The 21,711-nt window shown below is 34.1% G+C and carries 24 protein-coding genes; 15 read left to right on the top strand and 9 right to left on the bottom strand.

The window, feature by feature from the left end; genetic code table 11:
• Positions 1–92 precede the first annotated feature (92 nt).
• Positions 93–1,337: an ABC transporter permease gene (locus AC0608_RS10375; RefSeq protein ID WP_478289010.1), complete on the top strand. Its 1,245-nt coding sequence runs from the start codon at positions 93–95 to the stop codon at positions 1,335–1,337.
• Positions 1,338–1,404: 67 nt separating this feature from the next.
• Here AC0608_RS10375 and prmC read toward each other — a convergent pair whose 3' ends face one another.
• Both prmC and AC0608_RS10365 read right to left on the bottom strand, forming a co-directional pair.
• Positions 1,405–2,259, bottom strand: a complete 855-nt coding sequence (gene prmC, locus AC0608_RS10370; protein WP_478289009.1) for a peptide chain release factor N(5)-glutamine methyltransferase — start codon at positions 2,257–2,259, stop codon at positions 1,405–1,407.
• 51 nt (positions 2,260–2,310) lie between these two features.
• Positions 2,311–2,796, bottom strand: coding sequence for a GNAT family N-acetyltransferase (locus tag AC0608_RS10365; RefSeq protein WP_478289008.1), 486 nt, complete (start codon positions 2,794–2,796; stop codon positions 2,311–2,313).
• Positions 2,797–2,901: 105 nt separating this feature from the next.
• On the opposite strand from AC0608_RS10365, the gene ribD reads away from it, so the two are divergent.
• The 3 genes from ribD to AC0608_RS10350 are packed head-to-tail and all read left to right on the top strand — an operon-like array spanning position 2,902 to position 5,209.
• Positions 2,902–3,945 carry a bifunctional diaminohydroxyphosphoribosylaminopyrimidine deaminase/5-amino-6-(5-phosphoribosylamino)uracil reductase RibD gene (gene ribD, locus AC0608_RS10360; protein ID WP_478289007.1) on the top strand — a complete coding sequence of 348 codons (1,044 nt, stop codon included), beginning with the start codon at positions 2,902–2,904 and terminating at the stop codon, positions 3,943–3,945.
• Positions 3,938–4,540, top strand: coding sequence for an HAD family hydrolase (locus AC0608_RS10355; RefSeq protein WP_417960886.1), 603 nt, complete (start codon positions 3,938–3,940; stop codon positions 4,538–4,540). The genes ribD and AC0608_RS10355 overlap by 8 nt, the downstream gene beginning before the upstream one ends.
• 45 nt (positions 4,541–4,585) lie before the next feature.
• Positions 4,586–5,209: an IMPACT family protein gene (locus AC0608_RS10350; RefSeq protein ID WP_478289006.1), complete on the top strand. Its 624-nt coding sequence runs from the start codon at positions 4,586–4,588 to the stop codon at positions 5,207–5,209.
• A gap of 29 nt (positions 5,210–5,238) precedes the next feature.
• On the opposite strand, the gene AC0608_RS10345 is transcribed toward AC0608_RS10350, so the two are convergent.
• The gene (locus AC0608_RS10345; RefSeq protein WP_478289005.1) at positions 5,239–5,643 is read right to left on the bottom strand and encodes an acyl-CoA thioesterase; all 405 of its coding nucleotides are present in this window, start codon (positions 5,641–5,643) and stop codon (positions 5,239–5,241) included.
• A gap of 183 nt (positions 5,644–5,826) precedes the next feature.
• On the opposite strand from AC0608_RS10345, the gene dnaA reads away from it, so the two are divergent.
• The 6 genes from dnaA to AC0608_RS10315 all read left to right on the top strand — a co-directional run bounded on the left by dnaA (position 5,827) and on the right by AC0608_RS10315 (position 11,761).
• On the top strand, positions 5,827–7,254 hold the full coding sequence (gene dnaA, locus AC0608_RS10340) for a chromosomal replication initiator protein DnaA (protein WP_417960892.1): 1,428 nt from the start codon (positions 5,827–5,829) through the stop codon (positions 7,252–7,254).
• A gap of 7 nt (positions 7,255–7,261) precedes the next feature.
• Positions 7,262–7,729: a low molecular weight protein-tyrosine-phosphatase gene (locus AC0608_RS10335; RefSeq protein WP_417960894.1), complete on the top strand. Its 468-nt coding sequence runs from the start codon at positions 7,262–7,264 to the stop codon at positions 7,727–7,729.
• Between the two features lie 69 nt (positions 7,730–7,798).
• Complete coding sequence (locus AC0608_RS10330) at positions 7,799–8,524, top strand: SAM-dependent methyltransferase (RefSeq protein ID WP_417960896.1); 726 nt, start codon at positions 7,799–7,801, stop codon at positions 8,522–8,524.
• Positions 8,525–8,980: 456 nt separating this feature from the next.
• The gene (locus AC0608_RS10325) at positions 8,981–9,514 is read left to right on the top strand and encodes a hypothetical protein (RefSeq protein ID WP_417960898.1); all 534 of its coding nucleotides are present in this window, start codon (positions 8,981–8,983) and stop codon (positions 9,512–9,514) included.
• A gap of 163 nt (positions 9,515–9,677) precedes the next feature.
• Positions 9,678–10,805 carry a methionine aminotransferase gene (locus AC0608_RS10320; RefSeq protein WP_478289004.1) on the top strand — a complete coding sequence of 376 codons (1,128 nt, stop codon included), beginning with the start codon at positions 9,678–9,680 and terminating at the stop codon, positions 10,803–10,805.
• A gap of 74 nt (positions 10,806–10,879) precedes the next feature.
• Entirely contained in the window at positions 10,880–11,761 is an 882-nt protein-coding gene (locus tag AC0608_RS10315; RefSeq protein ID WP_417990297.1) for an SDR family oxidoreductase, read from the top strand.
• A gap of 118 nt (positions 11,762–11,879) precedes the next feature.
• On the opposite strand, the gene AC0608_RS10310 is transcribed toward AC0608_RS10315, so the two are convergent.
• From AC0608_RS10310 to AC0608_RS10295, 4 genes are all read right to left on the bottom strand, one after another.
• Entirely contained in the window at positions 11,880–12,191 is a 312-nt protein-coding gene (locus AC0608_RS10310) for a response regulator (RefSeq protein ID WP_478289003.1), read from the bottom strand.
• 69 nt (positions 12,192–12,260) lie between these two features.
• Complete coding sequence (locus AC0608_RS10305; protein WP_478289002.1) at positions 12,261–12,791, bottom strand: YceI family protein; 531 nt, start codon at positions 12,789–12,791, stop codon at positions 12,261–12,263.
• A 46-nt stretch (positions 12,792–12,837) separates the two neighbouring features.
• Positions 12,838–13,590, bottom strand: a complete 753-nt coding sequence (locus tag AC0608_RS10300) for a pirin family protein (protein ID WP_478289001.1) — start codon at positions 13,588–13,590, stop codon at positions 12,838–12,840.
• A 90-nt stretch (positions 13,591–13,680) separates the two neighbouring features.
• Positions 13,681–14,262 (bottom strand): Crp/Fnr family transcriptional regulator, encoded by a 582-nt coding sequence (locus tag AC0608_RS10295; protein ID WP_478289000.1) that lies wholly within the window; start codon positions 14,260–14,262, stop codon positions 13,681–13,683.
• Positions 14,263–14,415: 153 nt separating this feature from the next.
• On the opposite strand from AC0608_RS10295, the gene udk reads away from it, so the two are divergent.
• The 5 genes from udk to AC0608_RS10270 all read left to right on the top strand — a co-directional run bounded on the left by udk (position 14,416) and on the right by AC0608_RS10270 (position 19,989).
• The gene (gene udk / locus AC0608_RS10290) at positions 14,416–15,024 is read left to right on the top strand and encodes a uridine kinase (RefSeq protein ID WP_478288999.1); all 609 of its coding nucleotides are present in this window, start codon (positions 14,416–14,418) and stop codon (positions 15,022–15,024) included.
• A gap of 134 nt (positions 15,025–15,158) precedes the next feature.
• Positions 15,159–15,479, top strand: coding sequence for an FtsB family cell division protein (locus AC0608_RS10285; protein ID WP_417960915.1), 321 nt, complete (start codon positions 15,159–15,161; stop codon positions 15,477–15,479).
• Positions 15,480–15,604: 125 nt separating this feature from the next.
• Complete coding sequence (locus tag AC0608_RS10280) at positions 15,605–16,969, top strand: methylmalonyl-CoA mutase subunit beta (RefSeq protein WP_478288998.1); 1,365 nt, start codon at positions 15,605–15,607, stop codon at positions 16,967–16,969.
• A 67-nt stretch (positions 16,970–17,036) separates the two neighbouring features.
• Positions 17,037–19,175: a methylmalonyl-CoA mutase gene (scpA, locus tag AC0608_RS10275; RefSeq protein WP_478288997.1), complete on the top strand. Its 2,139-nt coding sequence runs from the start codon at positions 17,037–17,039 to the stop codon at positions 19,173–19,175.
• Between the two features lie 295 nt (positions 19,176–19,470).
• Positions 19,471–19,989, top strand: coding sequence for a hypothetical protein (locus AC0608_RS10270; RefSeq protein WP_417960921.1), 519 nt, complete (start codon positions 19,471–19,473; stop codon positions 19,987–19,989).
• A gap of 68 nt (positions 19,990–20,057) precedes the next feature.
• Here AC0608_RS10270 and AC0608_RS10265 read toward each other — a convergent pair whose 3' ends face one another.
• Complete coding sequence (locus tag AC0608_RS10265; protein WP_417960923.1) at positions 20,058–20,699, bottom strand: peptidoglycan-binding protein LysM; 642 nt, start codon at positions 20,697–20,699, stop codon at positions 20,058–20,060.
• A gap of 96 nt (positions 20,700–20,795) precedes the next feature.
• Positions 20,796–21,710, bottom strand: a complete 915-nt coding sequence (locus AC0608_RS10260; protein ID WP_478288996.1) for a DUF2279 domain-containing protein — start codon at positions 21,708–21,710, stop codon at positions 20,796–20,798.
• Between the last annotated feature and the right edge of the window lies 1 nt (position 21,711).

Here is a 21,711-nt window from a genome sequence, read left to right as displayed (position 1 = left end):
GAAAAAGCGCCCCAAAAAAAAGCCGCCAAATTAAAATAGTTTTTACCTGAAGAAAATTTGTAACAAAAATTGTATTTTCGTGTCAAACTTACATGATGTTAAAATTATTCAAAGAAAATATTCGGATTGCATTAGGTTCTATTAGAACGCAATTGTTGCGAACGGTTCTTACAGTGATGATTATCGCTATTGGGATTACGGCTTTAGTTAGTATCCTTACCGTTGTTTCAGCTCTTGAAAATACAATATCCTCTGATTTCGCATCCATGGGAGCCAATACTTTTAACATCAAGCAATATGAAAACACCACGCGAAATCGTGGAGGCAGTGAACGCGAAGTAATAAATCCGATTATTTCTTATCCTGAAGCTGTGGCTTTCAAAAATAAATACAAATATCCTTTTACAGAAACCTCTCTTTCTTTTACGGCAACATCAGCAGCCGAAGTAAAATATGAAGCTACCAAAACAGATCCCGAGAATTCAATTGTAGGCGTCGATGAATATTTCATGACCAATTCCGGATTGGAAACCAGCGCTGGACGTAATTTTACAGGATTTGATATTGATAATAACGCTTATGTATGCGTAGTCGGTTCTGATTTTCAAAAAGGTCTGTTGAAAGATGTAAACCCAATTGATAAAATAATTTCTATCCGGGGCGCTAAATTCAAAGTTATTGGTGTTTTGAAAGAGAAAGGATCCACTTTTGGCAACAGTCAAGATTTAAGGGTTTTAATCCCTATTCAATTAGCGCGCTCATTATTTACCGCACCTAATATTAACTATACTGTGAGCGTCATGGCAGGCAAAAAAGAGTTGCTTGATCAAGCCATTGACAACGCAAACAGCACCATGCGAAGGGTCCGGAAATTAAGTCCTGTAGAAGACAATAATTTTGGTGTGGTCCGAAGTGATGATCTTATTAACAGGATTTTAGGAATTACAAAATATCTAGGCTTAGCCTCATGGCTAATCGGTATTATAACCGTATTGGGATCTTCTATTGCATTGATGAACATTATGATTGTTTCGGTTACAGAACGCACTCGAGAAATCGGAGTCAGAAAAGCATTGGGAGCAAAGAAAACCACAATTGCTTTTCAGTTTTTTATCGAAACATTACTTATTGGTCAATTAGGGGGCCTCGTAGGAATTATTTTTGGAATTCTAATTGGATTTGGAATCGCTACCGCAATGAATTTTGTATTTGTAATACCTTGGGGAGCCATTATGGCGGCTTTTATCACAAGTTTTATTGTAGCAATCGCGTCCGGTTTGTATCCTGCTGTAAAAGCTGCAGTACTTGATCCTATAGAAGCATTACGATACGAATAATTTACTCTTTAGGCATAAAAAGTAAAACCGTTTTCAATTTATAAGCAATTGATACTGGAACTGTTTCCTATACACTTCCTTTAATCATCCTGTCATTACCATAGATGTCTTTTTTCAATTCGATGTTTTTAAAGTTCATTTTTTCGAGTAAATCAATCATTTCTTTCCCTAAATATTGATTGATTTCAAAATACAACAGTCCGTTTTTGGGTAGGTTTTTTTGTGCTAATTCGGCTATTTTTTTATAAAAAATCAATGCGTCATTGTCTTCTACAAAAAGGGCTAGATGCGGTTCATGATCTAAAACATTTTTCTTAATTTCCTCTTTTTCCAGATTTCGAACATAGGGCGGATTAGAAACAATAATATCAAATTGTTGCCTTAAATCTTCCGTTTCAAGAATGTTTTGATTGATAAAAGTAACCGTTACAGAATTATTTTCCGCATTTATTTTGGCTGTAGCCAAAGCCTTTTCAGAAACATCAATTGCAAAAATAGTGGCATTTGGAAGATTTTTTGCCAATGAAATGGCGATACAGCCACTTCCTGTTCCAACATCCAAAATACGGATCTTTTGACTTCCGACTTTCGACTTTTGACTTTCTAAAATCCAATCAACTAGTTCTTCGGTTTCCGGCCTTGGAATCAAAACATCTGAATTGACTTGGAAATCCAAACCATAAAAATTAGTTTTCCCTAACAAATATTGTATCGGAATTTCCTGTTTTAATGCTACTAAAATTAAATCCCAACCCGCAATATCTACTTCTGAAAAAAACAAATCAGGGTTCAAAGCTAAATCAATACGTTTCAAGTGGTGTTTGTCTTCTAAAATCAAATAGAAAAAACTTTCTGCTTCTCCCGCCTCATAAACTGACGTAAGTTCCTCAATAAAAAACCTTCTGTATTCTTTTATTTTCATTTTACTCGGTAATTGAATCTATGAAACAACAATCCATTGATTAGTCAAAACTTATAACTCTTTTAACATCCATATCGGACAGCTTGTATGACCTGTGCTGCCCATAGGATTAGAAATGTTTTCAAAACCTACTTTTTTATACAGTTTTTGAGCATCTAGCATAAATGGCATCGTTTCTAAATAACACTTTTCAAAACCAAAGCTTTTAGCACTTTGCAAACACACCTCCATCATTTCTGAACCTAGTCCAATTCCACGAGTTTCAGGAAGAAAATACATTTTTTGCAATTCACAAATGGTTACTGCTTCATTCGCGAGCGGAGCAATCCCTGCAGCTCCAACAATTTTTCCATTGTTTTCTACTACATAATAAACAGATCGGGGCTTATTGTACTCTTCATACATTAAATCCAAATACGGATCTTCATAAGCTGTACCTACTTTTGGTATATCCATTTCATCAAAAATAGCTCGAATTAATTGAGCAACTTCTTGATTGTCTTCTTTATTTATTTTTCTAATTACGAAGTTTTCCATTTTTCTTTAAATATAATTACAGTTGCAAAAATAGAAATTGTTTACTATTATTTTTAGAAGTTTTTAAAACAAAATCTTAAACTCAAAAATTACTACTTTTACAATGTGAAAATACATCAAAAATACATGAACCGTTGCCTTGAATTGGCTAAAAACGGATTAGGGACAACCTATCCAAATCCACTAGTAGGTTGTGTTATTGTTTATAATGACACAATCATTGGCGAAGGCTGGCATAAAAAAGCAGGAGAATCACATGCTGAAGTAAATGCCATCCATGCGGTAAAAGACAAATCATTGCTAACTAAAGCAACAATTTACGTTAGTTTAGAACCGTGCAGCCATTTTGGAAAAACACCTCCGTGTTGCAATTTGATTATCCAAAATAAAATTCCAAATGTGGTTATCGGAACGGTGGATCCCAACATACAAGTAGCTGGAAATGGGATCAAAAAATTGCTAGAAGCTGGACTTGAGGTTACCGTTGGTGTTTTGGAAGCAGAGTGTAACGAACTGAACAAACGTTTTTTTACCTACCACCAAAAGAAAAGACCCTACATTATATTGAAATGGGCCGAAAGTCAAGATGGATTCATAGCCCCAGAGCAGAAAACAGAAAAAAAACCTGTTTGGATTACCAATGCGTATTCCAGACAATTGGTACACAAATGGCGCACTGAAGAACAAGCCATTTTGATAGGAACTCAAACTGCCATTGATGATAATCCAAAATTAAACGCACGCGACTGGTTTGGAAGCGATCCCATCCGTGTGCTTTTAGATCAAAATAATCGCATCCCAAAAGATAGCCACATCCTTGACAATCAAGTTAAAACTATCCTATTTTCTAAATATAAAACTCTTGTTGAAAAAGAAAATAGTATCTTTGAAACAATTGACTTTCAAAATAACTTAGCCATACAAATAATCCAATTGCTGTATGAGCATCAGATTCAATCTGTTATTATTGAAGGTGGAAGACAAACATTAGACACTTTTATCAATGCCAATCTTTGGGATGAAGCCCGAATATTCATTGGAGACATCCAATTTAAAAAAGGAATCAACGCGCCAATTCTTATAAAAAAACAGTTTAAAAAACACATACTTGGTGCTGACGAACTTATAATTTCTAGAAACCATGATTAATGCAATAATTTTTGATTTTGGAGATATTTTTATCAATTTAGATAAACAAGCCACTGTAAATGCTTTTGAAAAATTAGGCTTAAAGGAATGGAATGAAGATTTAGACCTATTGAACTTGCAGTTTGAAACGGGGCAAATCTCTCGCGAAAATTTCCTTTTTGGGATTCAAAAATACATCCCAACGGCCAGTATTAAACAAATATTAGCCGCCTGGAATGCCATTCTTTTGGACTTTCCTTTATACCGGTTGGAATTCCTTCAATTGCTTTCCGGAAAATACCGCTTGTTTTTATTGTCTAATACTGATGCTATCCATATCGAAACTTTTGAGCAAAAAAACGGGATATCGTTTTACCGAGATTTTTATCAATGTTTTGAAAAAGTCTATTTTTCATTCGAACTTGGCATCAGAAAACCAAATCCTGAAATTTTCAATCATTTGATAAACAACCATGATTTGTCACCAAAGCGCACGTTATTTATTGATGACAAAAAAGAAAATACTGATGCTGCTCTGGCTTTAGGCTTTGAGGTTTGGAATTTACAAGTTGGAAAAGAAGATGTAATTCATCTCTTAGACAAAAAATTAATCTAAAATCCACGTAAGGTATAAACTCCCTTCCCATTTTTAAAATTCAAATTGAAAGATACTTACAATACCATTGAATTTCCTACGGAGGCACTTCTATATAAAGAAAAAAACAGCAAATTTTATGGATATGCCTTTCCCATTCACTCCGAGGAAGAAGTAAAACCACTCCTTGAAGTTTTACGTAAACAACACCCTAATGCCGGACATTTTTGCTATGCATACCAAATTGGCGTCGATGCCATCACCTACAGAGCAAATGACGACGGAGAACCAAGCAATAGTGCAGGGATGCCAATATATGGGCAAATTCAATCCTTCACAGTTACCAATATATTACTGGTAGTTGTTAGGGTTTTTGGCGGAATCAAATTAGGCGTTGGTGGATTAATTTCCGCTTATAAAACTACCGCCCAAATGGTACTAGAAACAAGTCAGATTGTTGAAAAAACCATAGATATTCGCTTTACGATCTCCTTTGATTACACTAATATGAATAAAGTAATGCGGGTTATTAAGGAAAAGAGATTGAATATTGTATCTCAACACATGACCATAAATGAAATCACTATGCTTCCTATGGGCATAATTGAGATAAAAACCCGAAAAAAAAATGCCGAAATGGTATTCGACATTTTTAATTTGATGTTTGAAATCGATATAAAACGACTCTAATTCCAATATAAAATTGCTCCTTTTACAATTTATTCTATTGTTTTTAACAATTCTAAAATATAATCCGGTGGCGCAGTAGGACGACCTGTTTTTAAGGACACAAAAACCAAAATAAATTGGGCAGTTGTTAATAACTCATCTGATTCATTATATATAGCACAATCAAATTCTATCTTCACAGAACTCTGACTTTTGAAAATTGTATGTACGGTGAGCAACTCATCATACCGAGCTGATTTTTTATAATTTATATTCATCGAAACAATAGGAAGCGCAATCCCGTTTTCTTCCATACTTTTATACGAAACCCCTTTGTTTCTTAGCCATTCCACTCTTCCTATTTCAAAATAGGGGATATAATTCCCATGATATACAACGCCCATTTGATCTGTTTCTGAGTACCTAACCCTCACTTCAATTTGATGATCTTTCATTAATTATGTATTAAAAATTTAAATTTTAAAAGCTCCTTACAACAATAATTCGTGAAATTATTACCCTATATATTTTTTTTTACAGAAATTTGTTCACATATTTGTTACCCCGATAAATAATAATAAAACATCTTTTTTTTAGTAAGATAACAATTACCAATAAAAAACAATTTAATAGAATATATGAACAAAACTGCTCAATCAGTATGGGAAAACTGCTTGTCTTTTATAAAAGACAACATCCAAGACCAAGCCTATAAAACTTGGTTTGAACCAATCAAATCAGTTGAACTTACCGATAACGCATTATATATTCAAGTTCCAAGTAAATTTTTCTATGAATGGTTAGAAGAACACTATGTAAAACTATTAAAAGTGGCCTTGACCAAAGAACTTGGAAAAAACGCTAAGTTACTTTATAAAATCAGAATGGAAAATACTTATGGCAATAAACAACCGTTTACAGAACAGTTGCCAAGCGCCAATAGAGTTCCTATGAAGCCCCAAGAAGTAGACGCTCCCTTTAAAAATTTAAACCCTGAATTACGAAATCCTTTTGTAATTCCTGGAATTCGGAATTTAAAGATTGAATCTCAACTGAATGCTAATTATAGTTTTGATAATTTTTTAGAAGGTGACTCCAATAGACTGGCCCGTTCGGCAGGGATGGCAGTTGCTAATAAACCGGGGGGAACTTCTTTTAATCCGTTATTAATTTTTGGTGGAGTTGGCCTTGGAAAAACACACTTGGCACATGCCATTGGTGTAGAAATAAAAGACAAACATCCTGAAAAAACCGTTTTATACATCTCTGCTGAGATTTTTACACAACAGTATATAGATTCCGTTAAGAAGAATAATCGAAATGATTTTATACATTTCTATCAGTTAATTGATGTCTTAATTATTGATGACGTTCAATTTCTTTCTGGAAAATCAGGAACTCAAGATGTATTTTTTCATATTTTTAATTATCTCCATCAAAACGGCAAACAGGTCATCTTGACCTCTGACAAAGCGCCTGTTGACATGCAAGATATTGAACAACGTTTGTTATCTCGTTTCAAATGGGGATTGTCAGCTGAATTGCATCAACCAGATTATGAAACTAGAATTTCTATTCTAAAAAATATTTTGTACCGAGATGGTGTGGAAATTCCAGAAGAGATCATCGAATACGTTGCACGAAATATTAAATCGAATGTTAGAGAATTAGAAGGAGCAATTATTTCCCTGATTGCGCAATCTTCATTTAATAAAAAAGAAGTTACCCTAGAACTTGCTAAAAGTGTCGTGGAGAAATTTGTGAAAAATGTAAAACGAGAAATTTCTATCGATTATATTCAAAAAATTGTATCGGATTATTTCCAATTGGATTTAGAAACACTTCAATCAAAAACCAGAAAAAGACACGTAGTTCAAGCCAGACAGTTGGCAATGTTTTTTGCAAAGAAGTTCACAAAAGCATCTTTGGCTAATATAGGCTCTCAAATTGGAGATCGTGATCACGCTACCGTATTACATGCTTGTAAAACCGTTGACAATTTAGTTGCTACTGACAAACAATTCAAAAAATTTGTTGAAGATATCAATAAAAAATTAACGCTATAAAAGCATTATGCCCATAAAAATTTTAATGGTTTGTCTAGGCAATATTTGTCGGTCTCCATTGGCCGAAGGTATATTAGCCTCAAAGCTCCCCAAAAATAAGTTCAAAGTGGATTCAGCAGGAACTGGTTCTTGGCACGTTGGCCATACACCGGATGACCGTTCTATTGCTGTAGCAAAAAAAAACAAAATCAGTATTTCTGATCAAAAAGGAAGACAGTTCAGCACGACTGATTTTGATTCGTTTGACTATATCTATGTAATGGATAATTCTAATTATGACGATGTAATTCAGTTGGCAAAAAGTCAGGAACAAAAAGAAAAAGTGCAACTTATTCTGAATGAATTATTTCCAGATGAAAAAGTAGACGTCCCTGATCCCTATTTTGGTTTGCCCAATGGATTCGAAATTGTTTATAACATGCTGGATGAAGTTTGCGAAGTAATTGCTAAAAAATTAATAGCCAAGCACCAATAATTTTTCAATCCTTAATTTTAAAGAAATAATTTTAAGATACATTCTACTTTAAAATGCAATTATAAAACAATGAAAACAAGTACTTTTTTAGGTAAACTCTATTTAATTCCAACTACTTTAGGCGATAGTGACCCGATGGATGTTTTACCCCAAACCATAAAAAGAAGCATTGATTTTATTGATTATTATATTGTTGAAAATGAAAAAACAGCGCGTAAATCTATTAAAGGGGTGCATCCTGAAAAAAAACAATCGGAGCTAAAACTTTTTGTATTAAATAAACACACCGAGACCAAAGAACACTTAGACTTTATTAAACCCTTATTAGAAGGTCACAACATCGGTTTAATGAGTGAGGCAGGCTGCCCTGGAGTAGCTGATCCTGGTGCAGTAATTGTAAAATTAGCCCACGAAAAAGGAATTCAAGTTATTCCTTTAGTAGGTCCTTCTTCAATCCTTTTGGCTATGATGGCTTCTGGAATGAACGGACAAAGCTTTACCTTTAATGGGTATTTACCTATTGAAAAAGCAGAAAAGAAAACAGCACTGAAAAATCTTGAAAAATTATCTCACGACAAAAACCAATCTCAAATTTTTATAGAAACACCTTATAGGAACAATAAAATGCTGGAGGATATTTTACAAGCTCTTAATCCTACAACTCATCTTTGTATTGCAACTGATATCACTTTACCTTCAGAATATATCAAAACTATGAAAGCCAATGATTGGAAAAAAGTAAAAGTAGATTTACACAATCGTCCAACTATCTTTATTATACATAAAATGCATTAATTCTATTTAGATTTATACCTACACTTCCTATTTCCCTTTAAATAATACCCCGACACTGACTTTTAAATTCTAAAAGTCAGTTTTTTATTTTTATAATTTACACCAAAATACAGGAATACAAACACTTGCAAAGCACTTTGTTCTAAAACACATCTCTACAGATCTCCCATAATAGCTATTGAAATGGATTTTCCTGCTAAAAAAGCCTTTAGAATGCCCTGTTAAATTAACACTATTTACAAAAAAATTAACCCACCTATTTCTTAAAAAGAGGTAATTTTACTTGTCCCAAAAATCATTTTTTAAATATAAATTTAAAATCTAAAACTACTACTGTTTTTAAGTCTAATGATTTAAATAACTCATAAAATAAAAGGGGGAGAAAAAAACAAGCCTTGCTGAATTTATTTAATCATTACTAAAAGTGTATTAAATTATAAATTAAAGCAAAATGTCATGAAAGCATATCAATTCGTTTTACTTTTTCTAAGTATAACTACAGCATCCTTAGCACAGGAAAAGATAAGTGGATCTGGGCAAGGAAATATTAAAATGGAAGAACTGCCCGCAGTTGTTATTAAAAGCGCAGGAAAGGATTTCTCTGTATACTTGCCAGATAGAAATCCCGATCCAAATGTAAGAGCTATTGAAGACAAGTTCATAGCCTATGATTTAGGAAGAGACTTTGAAGGTTTCGAAAATTATTTAGTTATTATGGAAACCAAGAAAGGGTCGTTGACTGCCACTTATAATGAAAATGGAAAACTAACAAGTGTTGTTGAGAATTATAAAAATATAAAATTACCAAATAGTGTCATCTATTCTATTTATAAAGCATTCCCCGGTTGGCAAATTGTAAATGATAAATATTTGTATTCTCAAAAAGAAGGTGATATCATCAAAAAGGAATATAATATCCGAATAAAAAAAGACAAAGAAAATCGCAAATTAGTAGTCACTCCAAAAGGAGAAATTGTTAGTCAAAATTAAACTTTAATAATTTATTTATAAAGAGCCACCATTATGGTGGCTTTTTTGCACATAGAAAAATAATAACCAATCGTAATCAACTATCATTTTTGTAACTTTTCCTTTTAAAAAACAATTCCAGTAAAAAACAGTACATTTATGAAGCAATCTATGTTCATTTATTATGAGTAAACTTCCAAATATCAGCACGAGTATTTTTACTATCATGTCAAAAATGGCAGCTGAGTATAATGCTATTAACCTGTCACAAGGTTTTCCAAATTTTCCTGTTGACGAAAGGCTTACAAATTTAGTCTCCATTCTTGCTACAAAAAATGCACACCAGTACCTTCCCATGTCAGGATATCCGCCTCTTTTATCAAAAATTGCAACACTCATTAATCATTCATACCACAGGAGCGTTCTACCTGAAACTGAGCTATTGATCACAGCTGGTGCCACACAAGGAATTTTTACGACTATTCTAGCTTTAGTGCAAACCAATGAGGAAGTACTTATTCTAGACCCTAGTTATGATTGTTATGAAGCACCTATTTTGTTATGCAACGCACATCCGATTCGAGTAGCATTAAACGATGATTACACCCCAAATTGGGGAATTATAGAACAAGCCTGCACACCCAAAACCCGCATGATTATCATTAATAATCCGCACAATCCTACAGGAAAAATCCTAAGTGAATCCGATTTTGAAGCATTGGAAGTTCTTTTAGATAAATATTCTAAAATTGTAGTGCTATCAGATGAAGTATATGAACACATCACTTTCGAGCAAAAATACATTTCAGCTCATACTCGGGGAAAAATATTACATCGCTGTATTATGGTATCTTCATTTGGAAAATCCTTCCATGTAACGGGATGGAAAATCGGCTATCTCGTAGCACCTGAACACCTTATGACAGAAATTAAAAAAGTACATCAATTTCTAGTTTTTAGTGTCAATAGTATTTGTCAGGTTGCCATCAGTGACTATCTAGACATAGTATCCATTGATAAAATTGGAGAATTATATCAAGAAAAAAGAGACTATTTCCGAAAATTATTAAAGGATAGCCGCTTTACACTACTGCCTTGTGAAGGAACTTACTTTCAGGTAGTTTGTTATGCAAACATATCAAAGGAGAATGATATTGATTTTTGCAAACGGTTAATAAAGGAACACGGTGTGGCCGCAATTCCTATCTCTACTTTTTATGCAGATGGCAAAGACCTCAATTTAATTCGCTTTTGTTTTGCCAAAGACAATGCAACACTGGAAGAAGCTGCTAAAAGACTGTGCGCCATATAAAAATATTGCTTTTAATTTTTTATTATGCACGCATACTATTTATTTTATTACATTTACATTAAAAAAATCAGACTATGAATTATACCGATAAAATGTTACGTGACGATGCACTTCAAGGCAAAGTGATAGTAGTAACTGGAGGAGGAAGTGGTTTAGGAAAAGCTATGACTAAATATTTCTTAGAATTGGGCGCGCAAGTTGCCATCACTTCCAGAGATTTAGAAAAGCTTAAAAATACAGCTTCAGAACTGGAAACGGAAACAGGCGGAACTTGTCTTCCGATTCAATGTGATGTACGTCATTACGAAGAAGTAGAAAACATGCTGCAAGAAGTTTTGAAAGCTTTTGGAAAAGTAGATGTTTTACTAAATAATGCTGCAGGAAATTTCATTTCTCCGACCGAAAGATTATCTGCTAATGCTTTTGATACTGTGATTGATATTGTTTTAAAAGGCACCAAAAACTGCACACTTGCTTTTGGAAAACACTGGATTGACACTAAACAAAAATCATCTACCATTTTGAATATTGTGACAACTTATGCCTGGACTGGCTCTGCCTATGTAGTGCCTAGCGCCACTGCAAAAGCTGGAGTTTTGGCCATGACCCGAAGCCTTGCTGTTGAATGGGCAAAATACGGAATTCGTTCAAATGCGATTGCACCCGGACCATTCCCTACTAAAGGGGCTTGGGACCGATTGTTGCCTGGAGATTTAGCAGAAAAATTTGACATGGCTAAAAAAGTACCGTTAAAACGGGTGGGTGACCATCAGGAATTAGCCAATTTAGCGGCTTATTTAGTTTCTGATTTCTCCGCTTATGTCAATGGTGAAGTTGTAGTGATTGATGGAGGTGAGTGGTTGAAAGGAGCAGGGCAATTTAATATTTTGGAAGCAATCCCAGAAGAACTTTGGGATCAATTAGAGATGATGATTAAGGCAAAAAAGAACAAATAAGTTTTTAATTAGCTCTACTTTTTGTTTTTACATAATCATTTTTAAAAATTAAACCATTCGGAAATTAAGAAAAATTAGGTGCTTTTTCCTAATTTCCGTATGGTTTAAAAATAACTTTTTATGTCTTATTACAGTCCAAGGCAACTAAAATTTCACTTTTTAGCAGACCACTTCCGCCACCGTAATGTTGAACTATTATAATATTAGGATTTTGTTTTTTGAAAAAATCACACAAATTAGTTTCACTTTCATCTTCAATTCCAGAGCCTAATAATACTATGGAGAAATTATTTTTTAGAAAAATTCCCTTAGCCTCCTCATCATTCAGTACCCCTACTCCAAACCAAGTATCAGTCGCATTTATTAATCGGACCACAGTTGCTGAAATTTCAAGATGTCTTCCTATGTATAAAATATTTATGGTTTTCATCGTCCTTCATTTACAGCAAAGCATGACTCAAAAATGATTTTTAAGCCATGCTTTTATTATTTCTAAAATTTATTGTTTGATAAATTGCAATTCAATATTCAATCGAACTTCATCACTAACTAAGACACCTCCAGCTTCAAGAGCTGAATTCCAGTTTAATCCCCAATCTTTTCTGTTAATTTTCCCTTCTAATGCTAGTGCCATTTTAGTATTTCCCCAAGGATCTTTCAATAACCCACCATATTCTGTGGCTAATTTTACTGATTTTGTAACACCGTGTAGGGTTAAATCGCCAACCAATTGATATTCTCCCTCCTTGATTTTAGTAAATGAAGTAGCGCTAAATTTTATTTCAGGAAATTGTGCTGCATCAAAAAAATCCGGACTCAATAAATGAGTATCTCTATCTGCATTCCCTGTTGTTATGGAATCAATCGCTCCAGTGAATTCAATTTTTGCATTTTCAAAATTAGTATCTTCGGTTTCAATTGTTGCATCGAATTTTGAAAACTTACCGGAAACATTGGTGAACATCATGTGTTTCACTTTAAAACCAATTTCTGAGTGTGTCGGGTCAATTACCCATTTTGTTGATGACATAGTATTCTTATTTATTATTAGTTATTTCTATTATTAATTTATTTGATTATAATTTCATTGGCACTTCCATCAATAAGATTTCGGCATCGGCTGAATTAGCAATAATTTTAATAGTACTGGTATCCCAAATTCCTAATCCGTCACGTTCCTTTAAATCGATTTTGCCTATGGTGAAATCTCCTTTTAAAACAAAAGCATAAATTCCGTTTCCTGATTTTTTCAATTCATACAAAGTAGAAAAATCGTTATCGAATTTCCCAATATGAAACCAAGCGTCTTGATGAATCCAAACCCCTTCGTCTTCAGGATTTGGGGATAAAATTTGCTGTAGTCTATTGTGACGGTCATCTAGATCCAAAGTAAGTTGATCATAACGGGGTGTCACATTTTTCTGATTTGGATAAATCCATATCTGCAAAAATTTAACCAACTGGTCTTTATTTTTATTGTATTCACTATGAAAAATTCCGGTACCAGCACTCATAACTTGAATATCGCCTTGTTTGATTACAGTTGTATTCCCCATACTGTCCTGATGTTCTAAATCTCCATCTAACGGTATCGAAATAATTTCCATGTTATCATGCGGATGTTTTCCAAAACCCATTCCCTGATTTACTCGGTCATCATTCAAAACACGTAATACTCCAAAGTTCATACGCTCTGGATTTTGGTAATTTGCGAAACTAAAGGTATGATACGATTCTAGCCATCCGTGATTGGCATGACCTCTTGTATTGGCTTTATGTAAAACGGTATGAGTTAATCCTTCCTCTTTTATTTTGTTTGAATTTTCCATTGTCATTTTCTTAATTAATAGAGTACAAAGTTGGCTCAAAAAAAACCCGCTTACATTGAACTAGGACAAGAAATTAAAAATAACGAAAATTTAGTGTTTGGCTATCTTGGTTCTTATTTTGCTAAGAAACTCAGCTGAAATTCCTAGATAAGAGGCGATGTAATGTTGGGTAACACGCTGAGAAAGCGCTGGATATTTTTCTAAAAATTCTAAATATTTTTCAGTGGCAGTTTTAGAAATAGTATTAAACAAACGATCTTGGGTAGCCGCTAGGCTTCGTTGCATCAAGATACGAAAAGCACGTTCAAACTTGGGTGCTTGAATAAATAAGGATTCTTTACTTTCAGGATTAAACATAAAAAACTCGCAATCCTCTAAGGTTTCAATATATACTCTACTTGGTTTCTCTTCATAAATGCTAAAAGAAATATCACTGACCCAAGCATTCTCTATAGCAAATTGAAGAATAACCTCAAAGCCATTGGCATCAATATAATATTTCCGGACACACCCCTTGACCACAAAGGCTTCAAAATTACAATTCTCCCCTTCGTGCAGTAAAATAGTTTTTTTCGGAACGGTTTTGTACTCCAACAAAGAATGGAACAGGGCTAATTCTTCTGGGGTAAAAGTGACGTACCTGCTTATATTTTTATTTATTTGGGAATACACCGCTTATTATTATTTTTAAAAAATAAAGATAGAAAAAATGGCAATCACTACTGTCCAAAAAATATAATAAATTAGCAATATTTGTTAGAAAAAGAAAAACTGCTCTCGAATAAATTCCTATTTTTGTTCAGATAAAAACATAACAAAAAATTTATGCTCATTATAGGAATTGCAGGTGGTACAGGAAGCGGAAAAACAACCGTTGTACATCAAATTATGAATGAATTACCAGAAACTGAAGTTGGAATCATCTCTCAGGATTCGTATTACAAAGAAAACCATGGACTTTCATTTGATGAGAGAGCGTTGATAAATTTTGATCATCCAAGAGCCATTGATTTTGAGTTATTGGTCGCTCATCTTAAAGAATTAAAAGATGGAAACAACATTCATCAGCCTGTTTATTCCTTTGTAACACATAACAGAACAGACGATACTGTTTTTACACATCCAAGAAAAGTGATGATTGTAGAAGGGATCTTAATCTTGGCAAATCCAGAATTAAGAGAATTATTTGACGTAAAAATATACGTTCATGCTGATTCTGACGAACGATTAATCCGCCGTATGAAACGCGATATCACTGAACGTGGTCGAGATATGCATGAAGTAATCAACCGATACCAAACAACATTAAAGCCAATGCATGAACAATTTATAGAACCCACTAAAGCATTTGCAGATATTATTATACCAAACGACAAATACAACACTGTAGCGATTGATGTGGTACGTGCCGTAATAAATCAAAAAATTCTATAATTTAATTGTAATTTTAGCGTACTAATTATTTGAAGCTATTTCCCGCTTTCCGTTTCAATCTTTAAGTTGGTGAATCTTCCTTCGTCATCATCACTCAAAGCATTTTCACTTTAATCGGGGCTAAAAAAAATAAAATGACAAATCCGTATAAAGATAAATCTTGGTTTAAATTATTGAGTAACAAATACGTTTGGGTTCTGTTGTTTTTTTGTACTTGGATGATTTTTTTGGATAACTATTCCTATTTTGGCCATCGTGTTTTAGACAAACAGATCGAAAATTTAGAAGAGAATGCTACTTATTATAAACAGGAAATAAAAAAGGATCAGGAGAATATCAAGCAATTAAAAAATTCAGAGCAAATAGAAAAATACGCCCGCGAAAAATACTATATGAAAAAAGATAGTGAAGATATTTATATCATTGAATTTGAAGGCGACACTATTGAAAAATAAAATCACATCCCCAACCCTTCCTAAAAGGAAGGGAATGTACAATTTATAGTAATTATTGAAATACAACACCCTGTTCCTGCTCACTTCCCTTTGGCGAAGCTGGAACTAGGAAAACCACAAACAAAATGACAACAAATCTTTTCGATGATTTTAATCCCATTTCTTCCAAACAATGGAAACAAAAAATCCAATTTGAACTCAGTGGAGCCGATTATAATGAAACGGTAGTTTGGAATTCACCCGAAGACATTCAGGTAAAACCTTTTTATCATAAAGATGAATTTACCAAAACTTTTCCGATGCCTACGCAAGCAACTCAATTCAGAATTTGCCAAAATATATTTGTTTATGATGTTGACAAATCTATCGAAAGAGCCCTAGACACATTGAGTCGTGGTGCAGACAGCCTTCGGTTTTCAATAGAAAACGAAACAATTGACATTACCTACCTACTTGAGAAATTACCTTTAGAAAATGTCAGTGTATATTTTAATCTGGGATTTATTTCAATCGATTTCGTCAAAAAAATTGATGCCTTTGCAAAGAAAAACAATACTACCATTTTCTGCAGTCTGGATCCTATTGGACAGTTGGCCAAAGACGGGAATTGGTTTGTAACCAAAGAAAAAAATAATTTTGAAACACTGGATTTACTTTCAAAAGAAACGGCAACTCTTTCTTTATTGAGTATCAATGCCGCTTTATATCAAAATGCGGGTGCTACTATGGTACAGCAAATCGCCTATAGTCTAGGGCATGCCAATGAATATTTCAACCGAATTGAGGCTGTTCATCAACCGATTGTTTTTGAAGTTGCCGTTGGGACAAATTACTTTTTTGAAATTGCAAAACTGCGCGCTTTGCGATTACTTTTTAATCTGATTGCCAAAGAATACAATCACAACTTAGATTGCAACATCATTGTTTCGCCTACAAAACGAAACAAAACACTGTATGATTACAATGTAAACATGTTGCGCACCACTACTGAATGCATGAGTGCTATTATTGGTGGAGCAAATGCTATTGCCAATTTACCATACGATTCGCTCTATCATAAAGACAATGAATTTGGGGATCGAATTGCTCGAAATCAACTATTAATTCTCAAAAATGAAAGTTATTTTGACAAAGTCAATAATCCGGCTGACGGCAGTTATTATATAGAAAATATCACTAACCAATTAGCCGAGAAATCGTTGGCTTTATTCAAAGATATCGAGGCAAATGGGGGCTTTCTTAAACAGCTTAATGATGGAATCATCAAAAGAAAAATTCAGGAAAGTGCTGATACGGCACAAGAATTATTTGATTCTGGTAAAGAAATTTTATTAGGAACCAACAAACATCCCAACAAACAGGATAAGATGAAACACGATTTAGAACTGTTCCCTTTTGTAAAAGTCAAACCAAGAAAAACCTTGATTACACCAATAATCGAAAAACGTCTAGCAGAAAAAATAGAGCAGGAACGGCTTGGTCTAGAATAATATTCAGAGGTTTCGACTAATCAAAATAAAAAAACCATTAGAATTCGTGTAATTTGGTACTAAAGAAATGAAAAGAAAAGATTTACAACATATAAAATTAGAAAGCACAACGTTCAAAATAGCGGATGATAGTTCTGTGACTACTCCATTTATAACAGCCGAAGGAATCGAACTAAAACCAACCTATTCCGCACAAGACATCCAGAATCTTACCCATCTTGATTTTGGAGCTGGTTTTGCACCTAATTTGCGTGGACCTTACGCAACAATGTATGTGCGCCGACCATGGACCGTGCGTCAATATGCCGGATTTTCGACTGCCGAAGAAAGCAATGCTTTTTACAGAAGAAATCTTGCTGCAGGTCAAAAAGGACTTTCCATAGCTTTTGATTTGCCTACACACCGTGGATATGACTCCGATCACGAACGTGTAGTGGGTGATGTAGGGAAAGCGGGAGTTGCGATTGACTCAATAGAAGACATGAAAGTATTATTCGACCAAATTCCACTGGACGAAATGTCTGTTTCCATGACCATGAATGGCGCCGTTTTGCCCATTATGGCTTTCTATATTGTCGCTGCCGAAGAACAAGGCGTTAAACCCGAATTACTTTCCGGAACGATACAAAATGACATTCTGAAAGAGTTCATGGTGCGTAATACCTATATTTACCCACCAACACCTTCGATGAAAATAATTGCTGATATTTTTGAATTCACCAGCAAAAAAATGCCTAAGTTCAACTCCATTTCGATTTCGGGTTATCACATGCAAGAAGCTGGAGCTACTGCTGATATTGAGTTGGCCTATACGCTTGCAGATGGACTGGAATACATCAGGACGGGTTTAGCAACCGGAATGAAGATTGATGAATTCGCCCCCAGATTATCCTTTTTCTGGGCAATAGGTATGAACCATTTTATGGAAATTGCTAAAATGCGCGCCGGAAGAATGATTTGGGCAAAACTGGTCAAACAATTCGAACCAAAAGATGATAAATCATTAGCCTTGCGCACTCACTGCCAAACTTCAGGTTGGAGTTTAACAGAGCAAGATCCTTTCAATAATGTGGCACGAACTTGCATAGAAGCCGCTGCAGCTGCATTTGGCGGAACGCAATCTTTACATACTAATGCCTTGGATGAAGCTATTGCTTTACCCACAGATTTCTCTGCAAGAATTGCTAGAAATACGCAACTGTATTTGCAAGAGGAAACTAAAATCACTAAAACAGTAGATCCTTGGGCTGGGAGTTATTATGTAGAAAGCTTAACCAATGAGATTGCCCAAAATGCGTGGAAACTTATCGAAGAAGTGGAAGAATTGGGCGGTATGACCAAAGCCATTGAATCCGGAATTCCAAAACTACGAATCGAAGAAGCCGCAGCCAGAAAACAAGCAAGAATAGACAGTGGCCAGGATATTATTGTAGGAGTCAATCAATACCGATTGGAAAAAGAAGACCCCTTGCAGATTCTCGATGTGGATAATCAAATGGTTCGCAAACAGCAATTGGAACAATTAGACCAAATTAAAGCAAGCAGAGATTCGGAAAAAGTACAAAATTCTCTAAAAAAACTAATCCTTTGTGCTCAAACCGGCGAGGGTAATTTACTTGAAATTGCTGTTGAAGCTGCCAGAAACAGAACTACATTAGGAGAAATCAGTGATGCACTGGAAACGGTTTTTGGAAGATACAAAGCACAAATTAAATCCTTTAGCGGTGTGTATAGTAAAGAAATAAAAGACGACAAAAGTTTTGAAAAAGCAAAACTATTAGCAGATGAATTTGCTAAAAAAGAAGGTCGCAGACCTCGAATTATGATTGCTAAAATGGGTCAGGACGGCCACGATCGTGGCGCTAAAGTTGTGGCAACTGGGTATGCGGATGTAGGTTTTGATGTTGACATTGGCCCACTGTTTCAGACCCCAGCTGAGGCTGCCAAACAAGCTATTGAAAATGACGTCCATATTCTTGGTGTTTCATCACTTGCTGCAGGACATAAAACGCTTGTCCCACAGGTAATTGAAGAACTTAAAAGATATGGACGCGAAGACATCATGGTGGTTGTGGGAGGGGTGATTCCAGCACAGGATTATCAGTTTTTATTTGATGCTGGCGCCGTAGCTGTATTTGGACCGGGTACAAAAATAAGTGAGGCTGCTATTAAAATATTAGAAATTTTAATGGAAACTTTTGAATAAAACACGGTATAAATAACTTGACTTTATAATTTAAAACATCAATCAAAAGGTTGGTGTTTTTTTTATATAATTCAATTTAAAATATAATATTCCTATTAAAAAAAAGATCATTTAGCTCCTATTATTAACATAAAATAATGGATGCATTAACGGTAATAACTTCATAAAATTGCTAAATTTACATAAGCATATTTTTTATTTACTAAATTATAGGCCTTTTATAATACTGATTTTTAGGTTATTCTATTAATAAAATGATATGCTTTATTTATTTATTAATTTAAAACTAAATATTATGAAATCATTTATCATTTTACTTTTTTTAAGTTTTACAATAATGTCCTATTCCCAAGAAACTGAAAAAGGTAAAATTAAAATTGAAGAGTTACCCGGAGTGGTAATTAAAAGAGTTGGATCTGATTTTTCCGTTTATATACCCGATAATAATCCAGATCAAAGAGTTAAAATGGTTGAAGAAAAATTCATTGCTTATGATTTAGGAAAAGATGCGGAAGGTTTTGAAGAATACCTAGTAGTAATGGAAGTGAAAAACGGATCTTTAACAGCAACTTATAATGAAAACGGAAAATTAGTTCGTGTAGTTGAGAATTTTAAAAACGTAAAACTACCTAGTGAAGTTATCTATTCTATTTACAGAACTTATCCTGGATGGTCTATTGTAAATGATAGTTTTCTTTATACACAGGAAGATGGAGACATCATCAAAAAACAATACAACATTAAAATTAAAAAAGATAAAGAGACCATGAAACTAGTGGTACGTCCTGATGGACAAATTCTAAAAGAAAAATAATCTAATTTTAATAAAAATAGGCTGCCAAAATGTTTTGACAGCCTATTTTTTATATTATGTAAAATAAATTATTTATTATTAACTTTTGCATTGATATCCGCCACAATAAAAGAAGTATCATAGCCCCCAAACATTTTCATGTAGCTTCTTAAAGAACTGCCATAAGCATCTCTAAAATTACGTTGACCTTTATTTTTAAAGTATTTTTTTACGGATCCTGCACCTCCAAGATGCGCAGCAGCTAATATTCCAGACTCCGTTATCTGAATTCCATTTAAAATAGTACCCTCGTATTTTTCGATTTCTTTTTTTAGCTCCCATTTATTCTTCGCTAAAAGAGCCAAAAATGCTTTTTCTTGTAGTTCTGGACTGTTCAAGAAAGCGGAGCGATTGGATATTCCAACTGATTTTAATGTTTCAATACCAAACTGGTATTTTCCCATATAGCCCAGAGAATTGATTTTTTTATATTTACTTTCCGATTCTCTATAACCTATAGCCTCTTTAAAGCCTATAAAGAAATTTCCAGTAAAAGGGATATTCAAATTCGTGTATTCGCCTTGTTCTTCTGATGGATATAAGTAGTGTGTTCCATCTTCTTCATTGATAAGAAACCATGGGTTGGTTTCTAAATTAAAAGGTCTAAAACCTGAGCTCAAAAAAACTGTTATTACAGTCAAACTTGTATAAAAATACCATTTCTTTATCATAAATTGTTTTTCTTCAAACGCTGTCCCGTTGTGAAATTTCTACGGGCAAAGATACAATAAAAATAATAATGCTGATAATCAGTTAGTTAAACTTTTCTAAAAATAGATGAAGTGGTATTTTACATCGTTAAAACGCACAAATTCAATTGTTGGTGCAGGAATTTTAACGGTATTAAAAACAGAAAAGACAGTCTTTAATAAAGAAGAATTGGTCTTAATTTTAGTCAAATCGACATCAATGCTTAAGTAAAATTGTCTAAATCGCTCGGGACTCATCGCCAAGAATGGATGGGTGTTCCCTTTGCTTGCAGTAACCATTCCTTCGCCTCCGTACCCTATCGCTAAATTGAGCCATTTTGGTACTATTGACTCTTTAGCAAAAGAATGCAGATTAACTGACAACCAATATGTCTGACCGTTATAATCCTTCAAAATTTGCTCTGATACTGAACTCCCTAATACTTCGGGTCTGTATCTTGCATAGGGTGTGGTGTGGAAAGAAAACTTTGGAATAATACGCTGTTCCTTCCATATTAATTCTTGGGAAACGTAAAGTGCGGTTCCAGATGCATTCGCAATAATATCTCCGGGCGAAGCTCCCCATTCAGAAGAATAACCATCCAATACCTCAACAGCTGTAAGAAATGCGAAACCTAGACCTGAACCGTAAAGCAATTGATTTTTTTCACTAGTACCGCTCCACTTTAGCATCTCAGCACCAAACCGTCCTAAATGATACGACGAAAACACATGTCCTGCTTTATCCATTTGAAGCCAATCTGAGTTATCGTTTATAAAATGAAAATCAGATTTGGGATAATCCGCATACCAAAGTTGGTTTAAACCTATCAAAGTCCCTGCAAAAAGCACTGCTTCAGCAACAGCAACTCCGTTTTGCCTTTTTTTATTTAAAGAGTCCGAAGGTTTCAGAAAACGTTCTACTTTATTTTGTGAATAGCCAATTTGAAATCCAAACAAGAATAAAAATAGAACTAATTTTTTTACTCTCAAC

It is taken from the genome of Flavobacterium sp. GNP008, assembly GCF_056428965.1.
This window is presented reverse-complemented; position numbering and strand designations above follow the sequence as displayed.